Source organism: Vibrio sp. D431a (assembly GCF_030248655.1).
GTDB classification, from domain to species: Bacteria; Pseudomonadota; Gammaproteobacteria; order Enterobacterales; family Vibrionaceae; genus Vibrio; species Vibrio alginolyticus.
Genome location: NZ_JAHGAP010000025.1, coordinates 143,571 through 166,166, shown reverse-complemented (window position 1 = coordinate 166,166; position 22,596 = coordinate 143,571). Strand labels below are relative to the sequence as shown.

11 protein-coding genes are annotated in these 22,596 nt (G+C 38.4%); 7 read left to right on the top strand and 4 right to left on the bottom strand.

The window, feature by feature from the left end:
• The first annotated feature begins 25 nt into the window (after nucleotides 1-25).
• Both KJB35_RS21070 and KJB35_RS21065 read left to right on the top strand, forming a co-directional pair.
• A complete protein-coding gene (locus KJB35_RS21070; RefSeq protein WP_285469783.1) occupies nucleotides 26-376 on the top strand; it encodes a hypothetical protein in 351 nt (116 codons plus the stop codon).
• A gap of 100 nt (nucleotides 377-476) precedes the next feature.
• Complete coding sequence (locus tag KJB35_RS21065; protein ID WP_285469782.1) at nucleotides 477-1,853, top strand: peptidoglycan DD-metalloendopeptidase family protein; 1,377 nt, start codon at nucleotides 477-479, stop codon at nucleotides 1,851-1,853.
• Here KJB35_RS21065 and KJB35_RS21060 read toward each other — a convergent pair.
• Together KJB35_RS21060 and KJB35_RS21055 are read right to left on the bottom strand one after the other, a co-directional pair.
• Nucleotides 1,850-2,695 carry an EAL domain-containing protein gene (locus KJB35_RS21060; RefSeq protein ID WP_285469781.1) on the bottom strand — a complete coding sequence of 282 codons (846 nt, stop codon included), beginning with the start codon at nucleotides 2,693-2,695 and terminating at the stop codon, nucleotides 1,850-1,852. The genes KJB35_RS21065 and KJB35_RS21060 overlap by 4 nt on opposite strands.
• The gene (locus tag KJB35_RS21055) at nucleotides 2,692-3,783 is read right to left on the bottom strand and encodes a tetratricopeptide repeat protein (RefSeq protein ID WP_285469780.1); all 1,092 of its coding nucleotides are present in this window, start codon (nucleotides 3,781-3,783) and stop codon (nucleotides 2,692-2,694) included. The genes KJB35_RS21060 and KJB35_RS21055 overlap by 4 nt, the downstream gene beginning before the upstream one ends.
• A gap of 119 nt (nucleotides 3,784-3,902) precedes the next feature.
• On the opposite strand from KJB35_RS21055, the gene KJB35_RS21050 reads away from it, so the two are divergent.
• The 3 genes from KJB35_RS21050 (at nucleotide 3,903) to KJB35_RS21040 (ending at nucleotide 13,957) form a co-directional block, all read left to right on the top strand.
• Nucleotides 3,903-6,779: a hypothetical protein gene (locus KJB35_RS21050; RefSeq protein ID WP_285469779.1), complete on the top strand. Its 2,877-nt coding sequence runs from the start codon at nucleotides 3,903-3,905 to the stop codon at nucleotides 6,777-6,779.
• A 51-nt stretch (nucleotides 6,780-6,830) separates the two neighbouring features.
• Nucleotides 6,831-10,496, top strand: coding sequence for a hypothetical protein (locus KJB35_RS21045; RefSeq protein ID WP_285469778.1), 3,666 nt, complete (start codon nucleotides 6,831-6,833; stop codon nucleotides 10,494-10,496).
• Between the two features lie 128 nt (nucleotides 10,497-10,624).
• The gene (locus tag KJB35_RS21040) at nucleotides 10,625-13,957 is read left to right on the top strand and encodes a hypothetical protein (protein WP_285469777.1); all 3,333 of its coding nucleotides are present in this window, start codon (nucleotides 10,625-10,627) and stop codon (nucleotides 13,955-13,957) included.
• A 62-nt stretch (nucleotides 13,958-14,019) separates the two neighbouring features.
• On the opposite strand, the gene KJB35_RS21035 is transcribed toward KJB35_RS21040, so the two are convergent.
• A complete protein-coding gene (locus tag KJB35_RS21035) occupies nucleotides 14,020-16,653 on the bottom strand; it encodes a hypothetical protein (RefSeq protein ID WP_285469776.1) in 2,634 nt (877 codons plus the stop codon).
• A gap of 74 nt (nucleotides 16,654-16,727) precedes the next feature.
• Complete coding sequence (thyA, locus tag KJB35_RS21030) at nucleotides 16,728-17,690, bottom strand: thymidylate synthase (RefSeq protein WP_285469775.1); 963 nt, start codon at nucleotides 17,688-17,690, stop codon at nucleotides 16,728-16,730.
• Nucleotides 17,691-17,805: 115 nt separating this feature from the next.
• Between thyA and dnaE the strand changes: the two genes are divergently transcribed.
• On the top strand, nucleotides 17,806-22,248 hold the full coding sequence (gene dnaE / locus KJB35_RS21025; RefSeq protein WP_285469774.1) for a DNA polymerase III subunit alpha: 4,443 nt from the start codon (nucleotides 17,806-17,808) through the stop codon (nucleotides 22,246-22,248).
• Entirely contained in the window at nucleotides 22,245-22,550 is a 306-nt protein-coding gene (locus KJB35_RS21020) for a hypothetical protein (protein WP_285469773.1), read from the top strand. The genes dnaE and KJB35_RS21020 overlap by 4 nt, the downstream gene beginning before the upstream one ends.
• Nucleotides 22,551-22,596 lie beyond the last annotated feature (46 nt).

Below are 22,596 nucleotides of genomic sequence, written 5' to 3'. Positions count from 1 at the left end.
ATATTTTTTATCGACGGAGTTATCTGTGTACAGCTACTTACCCAGAGAAAATGAACATTTTGAATTAGTTCTTGAATCTATGAAATTGGACTCTTCATTACTCGATGTGCCAATTTATTCACCAAATATCATCAATGGCACATTAAATGCCTTACATAAGAAGATTCAGGATGAAGAGACTACAAAATCAGCATCTCTTGCAATCATCGGTCTTATGGACTTCTTTATTCAAAAACAGGTCAGTGTAAGTGATAACATGCTGACTTTGTTTGAAAAGGCGTGTTCAATTGATCCATACAAACATGTAAATGAAAGGAAGGGCATTATAGATAGCCTAAAAGCCCAACTAGCTTCTTATTTAGACGATAATATCTAACCTACAGCTGCTTGCTCGATTGCAGACCCACTTTTGTGGCATTATCACAAAATGGAAATTCATTTCAGGATTTACTTTAAACCTCTGGAGCAAGCAGTACATGCATCTTATTAAAACGCTGTCGGCTGTTGGCTTGGCAAGCATTGGTGTTGCAATATACGTTCAAGTGGACGGAATTAGCGTACCTAATTCATATCCATCCTATCGTATAGATGCAACAGATGAGCCTTACATATACCATTCTTTGAATGGCGGCCAAAGCAATGAGTTGAGCTCAAATGCACTAGAAGATGTAATTGATGAGGCATCGGAGGATACCGAACGTTTACATATAGCCTCCCCTACCTCACCAAACATTAAAGACGAAGAGGATTTTGACGCCACTTTAAAGGCGGAGCCCCTTCTTGATGTCGTGACTACGATTGAGGTAAAGAGTGGTGATTCAATAATCAAGCTTTTGAGATCAAATGGTCTATCGGGATCAGAAACAACCTCACTGATATACAGATCCGGCATCAAAGCTTCTGTTTTCAAAATCTCGATTGGTGACGTAATAAACATCACTAAAAACAAACACAATTCAGTCAGCGTTATTGAAGTTAGGAATACGCCATTAGGGTATTACAAAATTTCTCCAAAAGGTGATAAATGGGTATCTGAATTCATAGAGTATAAAACCACTTACAGACAAAGAACTTATGGCTTTGAGTTAACTAGCTCCTTGTATGTAGATGCAAAATCTGTGGGCATGAAAGATACTGAAATTGCCAATCTTCAAGCTATTTTTAAAGACACATTAAACTTTTCTAGAATGCAAGCTGGAACAGATTTTTCAGTATTAGTAGAACAAGCATTTAAAAATGAGAAATCGAGTGGTGAATTTAAAATCCTAGCAGCAAAGATCACTTACGCCGATACAATTTATACGGCATATCAGTTTAAAGAAGACGGTGAACTAAACTACTACGACTCGAATGGTGACAGTTTGTTACCATCCTTTAGGAAACATCCTGTTGATAATGTGAGGATTACGTCACACTTCAATCCATTTAGAAAACACCCTGTGTTGGATATTGTTAGACCGCATAGAGGTACAGACTATGGTGGTGCAGGAAAACCGATTAAAGCTCTTGGTGATGGTGTTATAAAATTTGCTGGAAAACGTGGTGCTTTTGGCAATGCGATAATCATAGACCACGGAAACGGGATAAGAACTCTGAGCGCCCATCAAAAACGTTTTGAAAAGGGTATTAAAACAGGTGTCAGAGTTAAGAAGGGTCAGGTTATAGGGTATATCGGATCAACTGGTCTTGTAACTGGGCCACATTTGCATTTTGAACTTCATGTCAATGGAAAGCACGTTGACCCACTTAAGTACCCACTACCTGTTTCTTCAAAGGTAAAGGATAAAGCCAAGTTTCTTAATGTTGTTGAAAAATACAATAAAGAACTTTCAACTCCTTTAGTAAAGGCTTAAACGAGGCTTAGGGCGGCTGATTCACTAATCGGTCGTCCTAAGTAGTACCCTTGAATTGTGTCGCAAGAAAGTTCTCGTAACTTCTCTAGTTGCTGTTTGTTTTCAACACCCTCTGCCACAATTTCCATCTCTAGTGAATGGAACGTGGTGATCAGCCCAAGGCATAGTAGCTCTCCTTTTTCACTTAAAATTTGATTTACAATGCTTCTATCTAGCTTGATGGTGTCAACATTTAATTCCAAAACCCTACTTACACTCGAATGCCCAGTACCAAAATCATCGATTGCAAGCCCTATCCCCATGGCTTGAATGGTTTCTATTGTTCCAGCTATACCAGTTATATCATCGGCGGTTTCTGTTTCAGTCAGTTCGATCTGAAGCAAAGAAGGAGAAATCTTATATTTTTCTATTAAATCAACAAATAACTTAACTAGTTTCTCAGATCGATTTGCGTGTAACTGTGCTGGTGATAAGTTGACCGATGTCACTATATTTGAGTTATTTTCTTTGGAATATTTTGAGATAAACGCAATTGTTTTCTCAAGCATAAATGCACCAATCTCGTGGATTGAGCCAGTCTCCTCTGCTATAGGGATAAATAGAGATGGAGGTATTGTGCCTAACTCAGGATCTTCCCATCGGCATAATGCCTCAAAGCCTGTTATAGAAAGTGTTCTTGCGTCATATTTAGGCTGAAAGACAGCGTAGAAATCATCCATTTTATTGTTCTTCGTATTTAGTTTCTCGATGATCGCAGCCTTAGACTTATCATCGATATTCATGTATTTATGAAAAAGGCCAGTTATCTCTGGCCTCTCAAACAACCTTCTTATTAGGTTCATTTGTTATCTTTTAATCGTTTTTCGTACTCTCGAACTTTCGAATGCGATGGAACGACCCCATTGACGCCATTTCTGAAAACGTCAATTAACTTCTGTGTAGCTAGTTTGTAACCAGCATTAGAGGCTTCTTCAAGATATCTAACACCTGCATTTACATCTAGTTTGAATCCATCCGTACCATACAGATACATAATTCCAAACCTGTATGCAGCCATTGTATTGTTCAGTTCGTAAGACTTTTTAAGGTAATCAACTCCAAGTAGGTAATCTCCATTGGTTCCGTTGTCACCGTACATGTAAAGTCTTGCTAATTGGTAATAAGCTTCTGCATCCATTGGAGAACCTAAGCTTTCTAAATAATATTGTTCTGCGGCTTCGATATTGCGCTTAACGCCAATTCCCTTTTCATGTTGATAGCCAAGCCAATAATTTGCTTCAAGAACCCCAGCACCAGACGCCTTTGCAAAAAGTTCAGCTGCAATACGGTAGTCTCTCTTTACAATTTTGCCTTCAAAAAGGTGCTTCCCTAGTTCTAGGGTTACAATTGGGTCGTCAGTCTTCTCAATGTACTGCTTATATAGTGTTAGAGCATCAATAGTGCTATAGACTTCGTGCGCACCGCCTTTCTTTTCGATGATGTATTGTCCAACTAGTAATTTTGAACTTACGTCACCTAGTCTTGATGCGTTATTCAGCCACTTAAAGGCGTAACGGTCGTCACCTAGGGTTTTGTGAGTGTGGTAAAAGTCACCCAAGAATGCACTTAACTCGACGTCATTAATAGCCAGTCTTTCAATGGTTTTAATGGCTTTCTTGATAGCGTCATCACTCAGCTTGCCTTCTTTGATTAGTACTGCAACGTTATTTGCAGCTTGTGATAATCCATTGTTTATCACATTGAGGTAATGAGATGATGCAACATCATAATGCCCTGTTGCAACAGCACTTTCAGCTTTATAGATCTGAACCCCTGTCCAGTTCTTGTCTTCTTCAACAATCTTCTTGAAGTCAACTGGCTCACCCAAACTTGCAAAAGCAGCAGGGCTGAAAAGTGCAACAGCAATAAAAAGTCTCTTAATGTTCGACATTTTCTTTTTAATTTATGTTTTTATTACTCCCTCAAGCAAATATTATTTCTGTATAAAAATGGAGCATTTATATAAACGTTCTTTCCTTAAGTTGGCGCAATTATTATACTTCATCAAAAATGTCCGCATCTATTAATACTTCATTTAGACGATTGTTGGCACTTATGTTTTTTGTGTTTGCAATTTCAGCTCCTCTTTCAGCTTATGCGGAGTCAGAAGCAGTATCATACGAAGAGTCCGAAGAATTGTCTTCAGTTCGATATTCAACTGTTGATGATGTTATGGACAACTTCAACAACAAAATGATCTTATCTCTTTTTGGAACGTCTGGGCTTAAAGGCTTCCTTGGTGATTCAGCGTCAGACAGTGCGATTAGAGACATAAGCTCACTCACAGCGAAAGAAATCGAGTCTTACTCAGAACCATTCCCGTCAGGTGTTGGAGATGTAATTAAGACCATCACCTATAGCTTGTATGTCCTTGTTTCTCTTTATTTCGGCTCCTTGATGTTTAGGTACGTATTAGAGCGCATATTTATGTCACAGGATGATAAAGCAACTAACTCTGCTGTTGGTGCCCCTTTCTATATGGTAATGGTTAGGGCTTTTGTGGGTTTCTTTGTAGCTGTACCAATTGCAGGAGCCTTAACTGCAAAATTTGCAGGTAAAGAAGATCAGGCTATTTATTCTGCTATGCATATGTTCATGTTTAGCTCTTTTGGTCTTGCTTTTAGAGCGGCTGATGATATTTCAATGCATTTTAATGACACAAAGAGTGTGTACTCACCTATTTATACCGTACCAGAAAGTGACATATACGCTCCTGAGTTTAGGAATTTAATTGATTTCGGCATGTGTATACAAACCTCTGAGGTTTCTAATCGTCAAGTTAAATCACACAATTTTGAAGTTTCTTATAAAAATAAGAAAGTATATATTCGCGGGTTAGTTCAAAACTGTTCATTGAATATGAATTTTGAAATTGATAGTCAGTTGGACAGCAACATAAAAAGTCTGCACATATCGGAACTTAATGGCGTAGAGATGAGTTTATCGCAAATAGAGAGTTTTAAAAGACATTTGGCCTCACTGGTTAATGACGCGTTAACTTACTCTCACGCAGTGGCAAACAACTTGAAGTCCCAAAAGGGTCTAAAGAACGGCACATCTGTACAGGTGGATCTGGCTAACTGGCAATCGACTTGTCAACTAAAACCGTCCACTAGAGGCTCAGGGCTTAATAGTTGGTATCAGTTCTCTGTAGATAGAGAAAAATTCTCAAGATGCCTCTCTCGTAAACATGTCATGTACTTATCGTATCCTAATACAGATTTGGATTTTGATACCGTTGTTGAAAGTGGTGAATCTAGGTTAAACGGAAGGTTGAAAGAAACTTGTGCTCCTATAAATGGTAGTTTTAAGGATGTTATTAATAATACAGGAAAAGAGTACCTTAGAAGCTGTGTTGTAAAGGCATGTAAAGGTGTAAATCTTAACTCACCAAAGTCAGGTCTTTTTGAGTGTTCTGTAGCCGTGACGGCATACAAAAAAATGGAAGAGGCTGAGGATTTTAATAAGCGAGGATTTCTCGTTAACTCTGTCAGACACTTTACAGACATTAACCAAGAGCAGATATCGAACTCTTCCAAAACACCGTTAAACTCATTGTCTTCATATTTCGAGCTCTCGACGGAAATCGATAATTCTAAATCAGAAAATCTAGGCACGGTTTCATCACTACCGAATCCGAGTTCTGGTTCAAACGGCATTAAAATATCAGTACAGCACGTAGGGGCATCAATGAGTAATCTTGGTTTGGAGAGATTCAAAAATGCTTGGTCTTCAACACGAATCTATTCGTCGTCTGATGCTGTACCAGTCAACAATGGTTTAAAACTAATATTAATTAACGAACCCCTGTCTAGGGCAACTGAATCAGTTAATCCTTTTAGTCGTGCGATGAACTGTATGAAAAAGGCAAATCAGTTAACACAATATGGTTTGTGTGGTTCCGTTGTTTCTGAGATAACAAGACTAGGAGTATTCTCTACAGGTCTACTTATATCCATTTATCTTGGGAATACAGCTGGTAAACTGCTAGATACTGCATCCTCCAAGGCCGGAGAAGCAGCTCTTAGAAGAGGTGGTGGTGATGCAGCAGTTAGTCGTGATGCAACATCTCCAAGGGCGACACCTGCAAAAGCACTTAAGGCAGTTGAGTGGTTTACCTCTTCAGCAAAATTTGTAGGAGCCTCATCTTTGATGGGCGCAGGACTTTTTGGAATCCATACAAACTCTGAAGATCACTACGGGTATATTGAGAGTGACGCCGTGGGGTATCTATTCTCAGTTGCAGGGATCGCGATGTATATGGCAAACAAGACACAGATTCCAGAAGAGCATTCTTTGGCGGGTCTTATCTTAGGCACTCTGAAAGGGATCTTGTTCTATACAATTTTAGTGTCATTTGTAGTTATTCCATTATTGCCTTTGTATTTCTTGTACGTTGGTATAGTTACTGCAATCGCAGCAATGATATCTTTATTCATAGCAGGGCAATTTATCCTTATATCAATCCTTGCTAACGCAGATGAAATAGATCCAACCACTAGGGTTAAAAAGGCTGTTTCGAGATTTATTGTAGCGTTTATCCGCTTTCCGTTAGTGGTAATGGGGTTTTATGTCGCAATCCATATGATTGACGTCATTGTGCCGAGTGTGGCATTGATGATCGATGAGACCTTGGCTATTTCTTATTCAACCAATGCAGGCTTAGCTGGTTCTGGGCTAAAATATGTAGTCAATATTTTCAGCTTCATCATTACATTGTTATTTGTGATGCTTGTTGTTTACTCATGCATTGACGTTGTTAAACAACTCTATTCAGTAAGTAGATCATTACTCATGGGGCAAGACACAGAGAGTGATTCTGGTACTACTGTAGAGACAACAAAAGCTATTCAAGATAAAGCCAAAACAACTCTTGCTGGAAGGTAGTAGTTAGCGCCACTTTTAGAAGTGGCGCTACATTTATATACTTGAATAAAAATGAAAAAACTTTTCCTATCATTCATGTTGCTTTTGACGTTATTAGCAGGCGTCCCAGCACATGCAGCGGAGACAAGTTGCGGGTTTACAGTTGATGGCAGAATCATTGCCGCCTCGGCAGAAATATGTCCCGAAGACGTTACAATGAGCCACTTATACAGGATGTTTCCTACCATTATTCATGATGCTGTCAATTTCTATGACCTTAAAAATGGGGCTGAGTTTATTGCAGAAATGGAAGATGGAGAAACGCAGCTTAAATCTTCATTTGCGATCGAGAGGTACATTAAGTACTCAGCAATCATTATTTTTAACATTATCAAGTTAATTTGGTTGATCCAGTTAGTAATGATTGTTGCTGCCACTATAAAGGATCAGAAGTTAGGAGGTAATTCATATGGCGCATCCGGTGTAGTACTAAGGCTCGCTGTCGGATTTATGTTATTCGTTCCATATGGAGAGTCAGGAACACTTGGCACGTTATTGCTGGCTGGTGGAGCCTTTATGTCTTTGGCAATGTCGAATATTCTCATGTCCACCATTGGATACTTTTACCAAAATTGGAATCCAGTTATCTCTGAAAGTGTTACTTCACCAAGCGGAGAATCTGTTGTGACCGCTCCTCGGTTTGTTGCTGAGTACAGTCAGTCATTAACAAAAGCATTAGTTTGTACTCAGAATACTGAGCTGGCCTACGTCCGAGATAAATTTGTAGAAGGAAACAAATCAGTTGCTGCAATCCTAGATAATGCGAACTACGACTACGCTTTAATAAGTAATGCTAAGGAGATGAAAAACACTTCAATTGTAAAAAATTCAGATAAACATCTAGCAACTATCGGATTTTTGCAATTCGAGAGTCCTGAATTTGGTGGTTCTCAAACTTGTGCACAGTTTAGTTTCACTCCTGAAAAACAAGAAGAATCTATTTCAAAGTTTCTTAAATCTGGAGGTAGAGACTGGGAAACATACAAGGCTAATCACATCAAAGATAGTGTTGACTCTGGTATATCGGATAGAGATGCCGAACAGTTAGCAAATAATCAGTTAGATACTTTTTTTGAATACAAGATGATGGATTCGCTTTTCACTTCTTTCGATAGAGCAAGTATAAAAGCAAAAGAACTGGCTGAAGTCTCGCGAGCCATGTACTGCGTCGATGATCCGTTGCTTTACGCTCAGTCAAGGGATGCTATTAATGCTATTAATAACTCGAATGACCCAACAAAAGGGTTTGATTTGCGTTGTGCTAAAATTGCTGGTGGAAAGTTAGATTTGCTTTACACAACAAACAGTATGTACATGAACCCTGAGTCTGAAGGGTATGTAGAAGAAGATGACAAACTAAGAGTTGAACTATATAACAAGTATCAGGAACTTCGTTCTAAGCAAGATGCATTGTTCAAAGATTTAGCAAAACTAAATGCAGATAGTGTTCTTGATTTGAAAAAAGAAAGTTTAGGAGCAACTGATCATAAGGCTTTAGCCTCAAGTGACGCTTTACATAAACTAAGACGATATGGCCTTTTTGGATTCTCGTTCTTCATTACTAAAATTGGTTCTGAGTTAGAGGACGTGCATTCTGACAGGCTATCTGTAGCTGCGTTTTCTCCAAAAGTTAACATGACTGTTGATGAAAATTACATGCTTCCCTATAGCTACACATACGCAGATGAGAACAAAGAAACTATTAGTGAGTTCTTTTCTGTTCGTATGCCATCACTGGATACGAAAAACGGTGTAATTGATCTGTCTGTAGATAAAAACTCAGTAGATAACCTAAGCAATAAAGATCTTGCAATTTCTGACGCATTTAGCGTGGTTGTTTCAAGCATAAGTTCATATTCATCAGTTACTGATGCTAACGGATTTGATTCAAGTGCTTTCTTCGATATTGATGTGCAGAACATGACTGATGCAATTGTTTCAGCTGTGACAAATGCGACATTTTATCTTAAGGCATTTGTAAATGCAGATTTCGGTAGTGTTGCTGACGGGTATATTAGAGATGGAGAATCAGAGTTTGCGGCAAAACAGAGGTTTGTAACGGAATGTTTATCAGGTCGAGACGCTGGCTTTGCTTCACATGGCGAAATGGTTCTAAGGTGTGAGTCTTTGCAAAGACATCCTATGTATGCTTCACAAGAATTGGGTAAACATTTATTAGCTTATTCTGCAACAATTTTTGGGGTTCAGCTTCTTCTTGAGTTTACAGGCAAAGGGATAAATAAAGTTGCAAATAAGAAAAAAGCTAATGCAGGAATAAGCAGTAATAAAACAGATACAGATTTCGAATTTTTAAAAACAGCTACAAACCTTGTTACTAGTTCCGCTGTAGTAAACAATATAGCCGTTATATTGTTTATTTTCGGTGTGTTTTTTGCTTTCTTATTGCCTTTAGCTCCTAATGTGATTTTTGTAACTATGTACTTAGGGTGGTTTGTTTACGCTGTAATCACACTTATACTAAGTCCACTTTTATTCATGTCATTTGTCATTTTAAAAGGTCGTGACGAGAGTAGCGCATTTTCTGAAAAAAACTTAGTTAATGTAGCTATTAATTTCACATTAAAACCTGTCTTAATAATTTTATCTTTCATGATCTCATGGGGCATGATGACGGTTGTTTATAGGCTAACAATTATTCTATTTGGAACTTATATAGACACGATGTCAGCAACAACAGTGGGCGGATTTGTTTATGATGTTTTTATACAGATGTTTACATATCTAGCCCTAATTTTTGCATTCTATAAGATTATGTACTGGTCATTCACAAAGCCACCTCAAGTACTGAACATGATCATGGAGAGGTTAGGAGGTGAAAATGTAATCTCAAAAGAAAATATGATTAATGGTGTTATCGGTGCGATGGGTTATGGCGCAATGATGAGCCAAGTTCAACAGACTGCTCAGGTTACGTCAAAACAAATTCATAATGGCATTAAGGCGGTTGGAGACTTTACATCTAGTAAGTTAACTCCTAGCTTGAAATCTAGTGTTTTGCAAGAGTTGGATTTGTCCGACAAAGATATCAATGTAAGGTCAGAGCAAGGTCTGTCGAAGTTATATTCTGTTAAAAATAAACTTGAGGAAAAAGTAAATGAATTGAATCAAGAGCATTTGAAGAATGAAGCTAAGGCATCTGAGCTTAATGAGATGTTGAATTCTTATACAGATAAAAATAGTAAAATTCAGTCAATGATTGAAAGAATCGAAGATTCTATATCTTCTGTTGAATCCCCAACACAATCAAAGGTAGAACAATTAAATAGAACAAGGGAAGCTTTAGCTAAAAACCAAGCTATTCAATCAGAAATTCTGAGTAGAATTGAGAGTATAAATGCTAAAGGTTTGTCTTTGTCCGAAAATATAACAGAGATTCGTTCTAAGATTGATGGAGTTAATGATAGTTTACGTCTTGCAGCAGAACCTCATGTTAATGACATTGTAAGAATAATGTTTGAGCTTGAGAATGACCATAAATTTGCGTTATCAAACTTAGGTAATCAAGACATTTTAGAAATCACTGAGATATTAAGAAGTCAATATCAAGGTGCAATCATGAATGGCGAAATCTTTGATTTTAATCAAATTCCAAATGTAGACCGATTTAATTTTGAAGTAAATAAAGATGGTCTAATAACGAAGGTATCTCTAAGATAGTCAAATTTAACGCATTAAATGGAGCTTCGGCTCCATTTTTTTTAACTAAAAGTTTGGTTTTTATAATTATTGCTACCGATGTTTTATCAAATTGCTATAGCACACCATTAATCATATTATTTAAGTAAATGCCTACATTCATTAAAAAAGCGTTATTAGTACTGCTTCTAGTGATGTCTAATTCAAGCTGGGCTTCAGGGTTTAGTAGTGGCTCTGTTGATAATCCTTGCGACAACATTTTCGTAGATGGTGGTGTTAGCGACACATTTTCTCCTCGTGTCATTTGTAATCAAGACCTGATGGCAACATCTTTAAATATGTTGTTTTCAGACAGTTATTATAAATCAACTTCAATACAGGCTGCTTACAACCAAGCGGGTCTCCCTTCTCCCGACATTACAGGCGGTCAATTTGATAATTTGAGCGGCATGGTTTCATCTATGAGCGCGGCCATGATTCAAATCTTCCTTTTTGTAGCTATACCTTTCTTTGGCGTTGCACTTACTGTTAAAGCTGTAGATGCGATGAAGCAAGAAGAATGGTCAAGCGCAATGAAAAAACCTGAAGTTTGGGGATCAGGCATCTATTTTATGTCTATGGTGATGCTGGCAACTGTTGTTGACGGGTATATGATTGGACAAACTATAGTCGTGATTTCAGCAGGAGTAGCACTGGGCTTTGCCAATCAGTTGATGACTGCCCTACTTCCGTCATTTACTTTCTCAACCGCTGTGACTGAATCTTCTTCAGGTATAGAGCCATTTATTCAAGAAGGAAGAACGTATGCCGAAAGGTTGGTCACTGGATTGCAGGGAGCAAGAGATAGTGCTGTGTTCCTTGCTTCAGCAGCTACTCCGCCTATTGATGATGAAATTGAATACCTTAAAGGTTCGTCGTTTAACGTCAAATATACCGAAGAGGGTTGGTTCAACAAGCATTATGACTCAAGAGATATTTCTGTCGCAGATTACGCAAGGCATATGCTCACATCTAAGGCCATTACTGTTAAGAAAACTCCAATTTTCAACCAAGGGCTTAGTATCGCGGGGGAAAAAATCATCAAACCTTCTGGTACTGTTCAATACACTTTGTCTTCTGGAAGAGCTGTGAACGGAAAACTCTATAAGGAGTTTATTGAAAACGATATCCATGCATCCGATGTGTTCGAGGACAAAGTTGTATACACCTCTTCATTTGGTGTGCCTCCTGTTAGCTCTTCAAGTGCAATGTCACTTGCTGCAAACAAATTTGGCTCAGACACAATTGGTAGATTATTCAATTTGAGTTCTATTTCTTCAAAAGACGTTCAAGCAGCAAGCGATCCGATCATAACTTACGTAAAATCAAAATCGTTTGATGAAGACGCAAACCTTATCGCTCAAACAATACCTTATCTAATGCTAGGTGTGTATGACGAATCAAAAGTGGCAAGTGGCAATGAAGATTCAGCTGAAAGTTCATATAACCCACGTGAAGTAGACGCGATTCCATCCTCATTCAACAAAGTTGAAACAGCTATTCTTAACGCAGGGATCAATGCAACACATAAGTTCACATCGGCAGCTTGTGCTACTGGGCTTAAGGATGCCAGCACTGCGGGTAGAGTTCTGTCAGATGCACTTTTTGCAAAAGCCCTCGACTCAGGTGCTTCGGAGCCTATCTCTTCTCTAGATGACTTTGCAAACCAATCAAACCTACAATGTTTTGTGTTTGAAAACGGAAGACCAAAATTTTTGTTGGCTCCGTTGTTTGCGTCAATGCCAGCTGATGTTTTGAATATTGAGATCCCTGAGTCAGAAAGAATAAAGATGATTAAAGACTCCGTTGACAAAATAAACGAATTTGCCAGTAAAGAAGCAAAAGTTGGTAGGGGTTACGTTGATCAGATCGCAAATTACTATGCATCTGTAAAAGCAATTTCTGGCTATGTTGCACTGGAGCAAGTAAATGCAACTGAAGGAGATGAAACTGCTGAAGTCTTAACAAATTTGCGTAAACAAGGTGTTGGGGCTTTGCACGCCTACTTTTTCCAGATTGCTAGCATAATGAAGATTTACAGAGAGCAGTATCTCAGTGCTTCTTCTATCGTTATAGACCACTCTGTTGCGCTTGATAATGCACTTCTAACAAACAGGCTTAAATCAGAAGAGGAGCAAAGCGCATTGGATAGGTTCTTAGGATCTAGCCTTCTTGAATTACAAGAAAAGGGGTCTATGTCGTTTGTTCCAGTTGGTTCAACCACCAGCAAGTCTTTAATTGGGGATGATTCGTCGCTAGTTACCTTTGATGGCAATATGGAAGATAGTAAGTTCAGTGACATTGCCAATAGAGTCATGGAAGGGTTCGTTGATTCCGCCCTCGTTCCGTTAACTATTCTTAAGGATGGTTTTGGCTTTGACGAAGACAAAACTATGCGCGAAAACTACAAAGACTGTAGTACTATCACAAACTGTATCGAGATTAATGGTCATCCACTAGTTGTAATGTCTGAGTTTGGTAAGGACATGTTTTACAACAGCATGTTCATTCTTATTCTGGATTACATCATACAAGACCTCTTAATTAACGCCGTGCTCGGTAAAGTCGAAAAACTTGAAAACTTCATGACAGCGACTCTGGGCTCCAAAGGTGGATGGTTAACATCTGTGGGTCTTAAAGTTTTGGGGATCGAATTGTTGGTTGTGATTTTAAAAGTCATCGCGGCCATTAGTGGTATCTTCGCGACTTTTGCTAAAGTGCTTATTGTCGCAGGTATGTTACTAGGTTTCGTGCTTCCGGTTCTACCTCTTCTAACGGGTCTATTCTTGTGGGCTGGTTGGTTGTTCGAAGTATTGATTCTGTTTTTAATTTTCCCAATAATTGCTTTTCTTGGGTTGCTAAGAGTTGAAGGGAAGCCAATCATCACGTTTGGAACATTGGTTTCGATGATGGCGTCAATTGTTATTAAGCCACTTTTATTTGTGGTCTCATTTATGGGGTTATTTTCCTTAAGTTACGTAATGTTCTACCTAGTTAACTCAGTTATGTACCATATGTACAATCAGATTGCAGTTGAGGGTGGAAACTTTATTCTCACCTTTGCTGCAAACCAGTTGTCCTTGGCTTTAGTAGTTTTTATCTACTTCAAGATTTTGGTTAAAGTTAACAACGAAATGGCTCAGATTCCAGAACATGTATGTAATTACATAGGTGTTAAATCCTTCAATGGGGTTGCGGCAACAGGTGTAGAGCAGCTAATTGCGGCGTCTGCTATCAGTGGTGCAGTTAAATCAGCTCTGCCGGAGGGTAACCTGAATTCTGCTGTAATGAATAGGAAAAACGCAGAGAATCAGGAATTAATGCAACAATCCAATGCTGAGTCTCTTGCGAATAGATATGCAGATAACAATCAAGAGGTTGCTAATGAAAAGTCTGATGTCGCAGGAGAAACACTCCAAGGGTCGAAGGGCACAACGCTCTAATTAGGCTTAGTTAAATATAAAAGGGTGTGACAATGTCACACCCTTTTTTTTAAACCGAGGCTTTACCTTCTTTGTAGAACACCAAATGCAGGAAGCAACACCCCAAGTATCACCTCCGCTTCGTTATCCTTGTCAGTTGAAAGGTTAAATCCTGTATATGCAAACTCTGAGACCTTTTCTTGTATATATGGCTGAAGCGTCGCAGCTTTATAGATTGCATACACATAGGCTAACAAGCTTAGAAACAGCACAACTGTATACGACATAATCGACTTGAGGTTAAGCAAGCTAATGCTATCATCTATGTTTATTGCAGAACTTAAATAGCTAAGCATGAATGATAGTATTGAGATATTGACATAGACCATGATCAACCCTCCGATAAGCGCAATACTAACAGCCATAAAATCAACAATCAGTCTAACCCCCATCCCGAGTATGTCCTTTGGAATTATAATGTTGTTTTCATCGTACTGTTCATCATTTGTTTTTCTCAAAATAAACTGAATAAGAACAATTGGCGCTGCTATACAATATACGATAGCTCTTATCAGCACCTTCAAAGATGCATAAAAGAAGTATGTAAAAAACGGTAGAATTGTGAATGCAATTAAAGCTGCTGCACCAGTACTAGTTATCGCAGCTAAAAATGTAAATAGACCACTTCCCCATGAAAAACTCGGGAACAAATCCCCAATAAAATGCGCTAACACGGTAGATGTAAGACCCACGGTTATCATGATGTTTACTTTAGCTCCAACACTAGATATAGGGTTGGTTGTAAAGTCTGCACACATATGAGCGTTTGTCCTGCATCCTATAGGAGACATTCCTGTCAGAACTTTAAATATAGTGTCAGGATTGAAAGACCCCCACTTCGCTTCACTTTTATTATTCGCATTGGGCTTGAAGTTACTAAATTGTCCAAATGTCTTACTTAAGTTGTTCTCATCTTTAAACTCCTCATCTATTGCCCAATCTCTTGGATCGGCTTTAATTTGAGGCGATAACTTTTGCATATAGTCAAAGTAGTTCTCGTGATGCGTGTAATATTCCGCCTGCAACTTTATTGCAATCTTTGTAACTATGTTTGAAATACTAATCGAGTTCCAAAGAGAGGTGATAATGCCCCTAACGGTGAACATTTTGACATCGACATTGTTTTGTAGATCTTCGATTACCCACTCAGCCTTAATCCTTGCTGTTTGTGTGACATCTTTAGTGATCTGTTCAAGTGCCTGATTGTTTATATTGGAGTTATAGTATTGATTTGATGCTAACTGTGACTGTTCAGCGGTATACGTACCTGACATGTTTGATAGATACGCAAAGTAGTCTGGGGCAAGATACTTGCCTTCTTTGAACGCTCCTTTTTGATAGTCAAAGTCATTACAAATCCACTCACCTTTATATGCACTTAAAGAACCTAATTTGGGGTTCGAGGAACATAAAGCAGCCATTTTAGACTTAGCTCTCTCATAAGCCATATTGAGGATTGTTTTGGTGTTAGTTTCCGAATAGAGCTGTCTTGAGTCTAATTGTTCTGCTTTATACTTACTGTAGACTCCTAACATGCTACTAGCTGGTTCGGTATGTAACCTATTCCAAGTAAGTTGATCGTATGAAAGCTTGTCGTTTGCGTATGACTTTAGGTCAACGCAACGAGGGTCTGAAAATAACTTCATTTCCCAGTATGGTCTCAGAATGCATTCTGATGGGAACGGGTGTTCTTTTAAAGACTCTCTGAACAAACTATTGCTTGACTTGTTTTCACCAATTTCTTTAGTTAGATAGTTTGACGCAATGATGTTCATAGCGACGATATTATCGCTCGTGCGCTCGACGTACTCTTCGAACCTATAGTGAATGTCATTTCTAACATCAAGGTTCATGTTATTTGCAGTAACGGTTACAACACCGTTTCCGTAAAACAAAAAGAGAACTTCTGCCATGTAAACACTAAAGACGTTTGACATTAGAGCGCCAAATAGTAGAAAGGCGACTAAAGCTTCTCCTACTACAGGCATACCACCATGAATGGGCGGCGCTGTCAGATAGAGAGCTATCGCTATAGGTGGAGATTCTTTGATAGAGGTAACCATGATCTCTTTAGCACCGAGTCCATCATATGCAGCAATTGCGATTCGCCTGATGAAAATAAGTAGACATAGTAACGCAGCAATGTAACCAAGGAATCTCATTATGGACATGAGACCTGTCTCTATTGATATGCCAAATGCTGCTAGACCCGAAGAACCGTTGTTATGATATTTACTTATAACAGTATCGTCATAAAACATATTTTTTGGGTCTGCATAAACATCTAACGGACTAAAGCCCGTTTCATTTTGAATCCAACCAGAAGTTTTATACAAAGCGTTTCTAAAAATGAACGAGACTACACTTGGGTCACTTTTTTCGTCATTTGGCAAAAGTATTCTTGATGATGTTTCTGGGAACATCATTGATACTGCCTCTACAAATAAGTCAGGCGCTGATTCGGGTTGTACACAATCCGTTAAAATTTCTCTTATGTTTAGAGATATTTCATCGCCTGTTTTAATCTTGTTAGCTATGCACTTGTTGTAGGAGTCTTGTTTGTCCTGCCAAAAAGCCTCGCTTGCGTGCGCCATTGATGTACACGATAGAGCAATGACGGATAGAAAGGTTAAAATTGTTCTTGTTAAAAGTGCCACGATATTTATTCTTTTCTCAAGTGTACAATTAATATCACAACATATAAAAAGACCTCACGATGGAGGTCTTTAATCTAAACAGCCATTTGTGGCCGAGGAGTCTTCATTTTACTTCGGTTATAGTCATAGTCTCGAAGTTCTATATCATCCCATGTAATTGAGAGAAACTCTTCGAAAGAGGAGACTGGTTTGTTGAGAACAAAATCTACACTACCTTCTATCAAGTCTCTTTGTAAGATTTCCTTGGCATAATCCACTTGATTAAGGTAAATGTGTGCATCACCAATCACGATGTCAATTTGCTTTGCTCTATATCCAAGTGCTTTAGCTAAACACTGTAGGTATATGCTAAATTGCTGATAGTTCGATGGTAAACCAAAGACAACATCACTGCTTCTGGCAAAAACTTGTAAGTTTAAATCAATTCCACCCTCTTCGTTTTTCATACAAACAAACTCATGCGCCCAAAAACAAGGAGGTAAAGCCATTTGATCCATCTGATCGGGTGCAGGGTTCCAAATTGAAACCAAGTGTCTTCTAGAAAAAGGATTGTTTTTTAATTCTTGAAAAAGATTTTTTATCTGGTCGAAGCCTTTCATATCAGGCTCATAAGTTACACTTGTTCTAGTAAGACCTTCTTCAATTTTTGTGGTTTTAGTTATAAAGTCACCACCAAAGTTTCGGTACTGGAAAGAGTAACCTTTGCCAATGCTTCCTTCAGGAAGATGGGTTAAGCCTTTTTTATCTAACTCTTCTCTTGTTGTATTCCCCTTCCAAAAGTTAATGCCTCTTTCCTCTAAATAAGGGTGAATATCAATAACTCCGTTTAGAAACGCCCAGAACTCTTCAAACCCTAACCTTCCCGAACACAAACGAACAGTTGATGTTGGATGTCCTTCTGTAAGGTCAAATGATAGAGTCCTACTGAAGAGCTTGATGCATCCTCCAACGCTTGTTCGATCAGGGTGCATCACCCCCTCTTCAAGGATATCCTTGATGAGCTCAATATAGCCCGTTTCATTCTTATAAACTTTCATCTTTAGTATTTATGTTTTTTGATTGTAGTAATCAAAAAGCAGCAACTTCAAGGTCACTGTCTTTAGGTTCTATATCGAACCTCCTATGTAGTACAATAACTAAAAATATAAATACATGGGTGGATTAGGATTTTTAAAAACGCACCACAGTTACCATGAAGGTACTGGTAAAACAGCTAAATATATTGAAGCTGCGTCCAATCGAGGAATAGATAAACTAGCTATAACTGATCGCGTCTCGCTTGCAGATATGGTTAAGTTTTATGATCACTGCACAAAAAATAATATCACCCCAATAATGGGAGCTACCTTTAAGCTAGCAGACCCCAAAAGACTCTTTAACATTCAACTAGTAAGGAATAGTGCATACTTCAGCGTCCTCAGAAACCTAGTGGAAGAAATCGGTTTGCCAGCAGAAAAGACAGAGGATATTGTCAGGAATATTTTTGCGACATTTGAAACTAGCGTAATTGTTCCGCAAGCTAAAATACATGCAAAAAGTTCGACAGTTGCATCTGTCGAGAGAGCAAAAAGAACTACCCTACTTGCTCTGCTTGAATCATTCATTTCTTTAGGTACATCTGATGCCGAACAAAATCGTTACGCTGTAACAAAGGCTAAACTCATAAAGTCATTAAAAACAAAAGAGAAAGTGACTGATGTCTTTTATGCGAATTTTGAATTATCAAACGATTCACCCGAAATCTATGACCGATTGACTGAACTATTTATTACTTTGTTCAGGTTGGCAGCGGACTACAAAAAAACGAATGAAGAGTGTTTTAGCGACTTAATGTTAATTAATGGCACTCAGCAAGGGTTTCAGTCAATAAAGAACCTTATTTCATGGTCTTATATGTATGGACAGTCGAAAGGTCTGGTTGAGTTGCAAACTGGCAAAAGGAAAGTAAATTCATTCCCTAAACTCCTCCCAGAATACCTAACTCAAAGCACCGAAGGTGTAGTCGCGGTGATCGGGCTTAAAAACGATGAACTAGGCAAGGCTATAAAGTACAACTCTAGTGTTCAGGATGCGATTGGGTACTACAGGGAGATCTTTGGAGATAAGCTTGTCATTGCTATAGAGAGAAGTTCTACTGAAGAAGATGGTTCATTAAGTATGATGACGGAGCATGAGTTTAATGAGCGCTTATTAGATGTTTCAGAAGAGTTCTCCATCCCTGCAATAGCTTATAACAATGCACTGTTCGTAAATGAAGAAGATTATGAAATACATGATGTTAAAACCTGTATTATTTTAGATAAGTACCGTGACGATGTAACGCGTGTCAAAGATCATAAGCACGGTAACTTTTTAGCGGACTGGGAACATATAAAACAAAGATTTTCTGACTTACCTCAATTAGTCCACAATTCTGAGAATATTGACAAATTTTTTGACTCAATCTTCGGCGTTGATAGAGAGAAGTTAAAAATTGATCTTGATATACCAGTGCTACCCAACTTCCCTATCCCTGATGGTTTTACTCCCACATCGTACATGGAGAACTTGGCGCGTCAAGGCATGTTACGCGCCCTATCACGACGTTTCAAAAGAGAGTTTGGGTTTGAAGACTTAGATTTGATGCCGTGTGAAATTCGTGAAAAAGCACAAAAACTAAAAGATACCTATGAAGAAAGACTTAGGTATGAAGTTGGTGTTATTGATTCAATGGGCTTTCCGGGCTATTTCTTGATTGTTTCTGACTTTATTGTTTGGGCTAAAAGCAATGGGATTCCAGTAGGCCCCGGACGTGGTTCTGGCGCAGGTTCCCTAGTAGCATACGGACTAAGTATAACTAATATTGACCCAATAAAGCGCGAACTTCTATTCGAACGATTCCTTAACCCAGAACGTGTTTCAATGCCAGATTTTGATGTGGATTTCGGCAGCGGCTTTCACCCAGAAACAAAAGAGTTAATGACACGTGACAGTGTAATACAATATACAGCTGATAAGTATAATGACCCTAACGCCCTATTCCCCTCTGTTGCTCAAATTGCAACGCATGGGTTGATTGCGGCGAGATCAGGATTCAAAGATGTTTCAAAGGTTCATGGAACGTCAGTAAGGTATGGCGATGACTTTAAGGGATTGTTTCCTGATGACCCAGAAGTCAAAGTTGATGATTGCTTAAAAGTCGAATCTGTAAAACAGAGAGTTGAAAACGAACCTGTAACAAAGGTACTGATGGAGCTTACAGCTGCATGTGAGGGCTTAAAAAAATCCTCAGGTATGCACGCTGGTGGAGTTGTGATAGCGAATGGGTCAATTACAAATTTCACATCCGTTCAATCTGATGTGCGAGATGTATTTAAATTAGTCACACAAGCCGACAAATCTGATGTTGAACGAGCGGGACTTGTCAAATTTGATTTCCTTGGATTGTTAAATTTAACAACGATGTCATTTGCCCTAAGGCATATAGAAAATAGACATGGGGTTAAGATTGATTTAGATAATCTAGAGATGGATGATCCTGTCGTTTTTGAAATGCTTCAGGAAGCCAACTCTCATGCTCTTTTTCAAATTGAATCATCCGGTATGCGCGAGCTATTAAGAAGAATCAAGGTTGAAAATATCGAGGAACTTAGCGCCTTGTGTGCATTGTTTCGACCGGGGCCATTACAGTCAGGGATGGTTGATAACTTTATTGATAGAAAACATGGAAGAGAGGAAATTTCATACCCTGATTCAAAATATCAACACGAATGGTTGAAAGATATTCTAAAGCCTACGTACGGTATTATTTTATATCAGGAACAAGTAATGCAGATAGCTCAAGTGTTAGCAGGATACAGTCTTGGTGGAGCTGACATATTACGAAGAGCGATGGGTAAAAAGAACCCCGAGGAAATGGCGAAACAAAGAGATGTGTTCGAAAGTGGTGCTAAGTCTAAAGGTGTAGATCCAACTTTGGCGCTTAAGATATTTGACCTAGTTGAAAAGTTTGCTGGGTACGGGTTTAACAAAAGTCATAGTATGGCCTATGCATACATAGCTTACCAAACAGCTTGGTTAAAGCGCTACTACCCTTGTGAGTATATGGCCGCCGTCCTATCTAGCCAAGCTGACAACCACGATAAATTAAAACAAACACTAATAGACTGTAAGAAAAATGGCATAGAGATATTACCGCCTGATATAAATAAATCAGGAGCCATGTTCGAACCTGAAGGTGAGATGAGCATTCGTTATGGTTTATCAGCAATCAAGGGGGTTGGCAACGTAAACCTAGTTAAGATTCTGAATGAAAGAAATGAAAATGGTTCGTTTACAACACTGCCTGAGATAGCTTTTAGGTGTAGATCTGCTTTTGATGCAAACATTTCAAAGGCACTTATTTTATCTGGTGCATTAGATTCTTTAAATCTAACAAGTTCTGTTGAAATTGAACTAGCGAGAACCCCATATGAGGAATCTCTTCAAAATGATGTCAATGCTTTGATAAAAGCCAGAGATGAGGTATTTGAATCAGAGCGAAGTGTTGCGTCTATAAAAGACGAGGGCATGGAGTTGCATAAGATGATTGAGTCGTTAACTTATCATTATGGTCAACGTTACAATCTTAATATTTCTGACAACATGAGCATTAAAGAAAGAATTAATTTGCTTTGGAGCTTTTTCGGACAAGTAATCCAAGACAATTTGAATTCGTCAGACCATTTATACGATAACATGACACTAGATACGGTTCGTATGGATTTTGAGTCTTTAATACTTCAAGTAAATAAACGTTCTGATTTATCTCGTCTGTACATTCAGGAGAATGCTGATTATCAAGAATTAGTAAACCTACATGGTGATGTTGATAGTTTGAATCGTAAAATCGATTTGCTTAACTCTAAAATTAACGAACCTAAACAGAATCACTCGTTAGATGTCGTGAATAACTTTGACTCCATTAACACAGATGAACACGTTGGTAGTCAATTGGAAGCTTACTATAAGCGACCGTACCTTTTGCACGAAGCAGAGACTATGAGAGGTTTTAAAGTAAAAGATTTTGCAGGGTTTAAATCGGTAGATGATTTGGATTTATGTTTTAAATATGACTCAGTTGTGCAGATTGCTGAAAAAGACAGACTAATATCTGAGTACGATAGAATGTCCCTGTTTATCACTGGTCACCCTCTAGATGTAGGTGGTCTTCGGGACATTTTAAGGAAGCGACACAGAACTACACCGTTATCTCGAATAGTACCATCGAGAGTTAATTCACAAGGTGATATAGAGGAAAGAAACATTTACTCTGTAGCTGGTATGGTTGAGGCTCTTCGTATTCTAAAAGTTAAAAAACAAGGGAAAAACTTTGGCAGGGAGATGGCAATAATGACCTTGGCTGACGGGTCAGGACACGTGAATGTAGCAGTTTTCCCAGACATATACTCCAAAATTAAAGGCGTTATTTACATTAACGAGGTGGTTTGTTTAAAAGGTACAGCTCTTCCCAACACAAAAGGAGAAGATATTCCTGATATGCACATTTCTGAAGTCTACGATTGTTCTAGTGGTAAAGTAGTTTACGAAGACTCTTATGGAGGATATAAGAAATGATGACAGTAGGTGATCAAATCTTCCACACTAAAACTCAAGGTACTTACTTTGTTTTGGGGTGTTTGAACTTTCGTAATGATAATGCGTTTGTTTATGTCAGTCTAAATTCAAAAGATGAAGGTAGCTTATATGCAAGACTGAGCTCTGATACTTCGGGGTTTTCAGTTATAGGTCAAGACTTTCATAAATCTGTATCTGCTGGTTCACACGCTATAAAGATAAAGCTAGATGGGAGTTGGAGTAACGGGATTGTTAAAATTAATGAAAGTTGCCAGCCTAAGTCTTTGTCGTTATTAGCTTGAGTTAAAAATGATTTTCACACTCAAATTAAATAAGGAGCCAATTTGG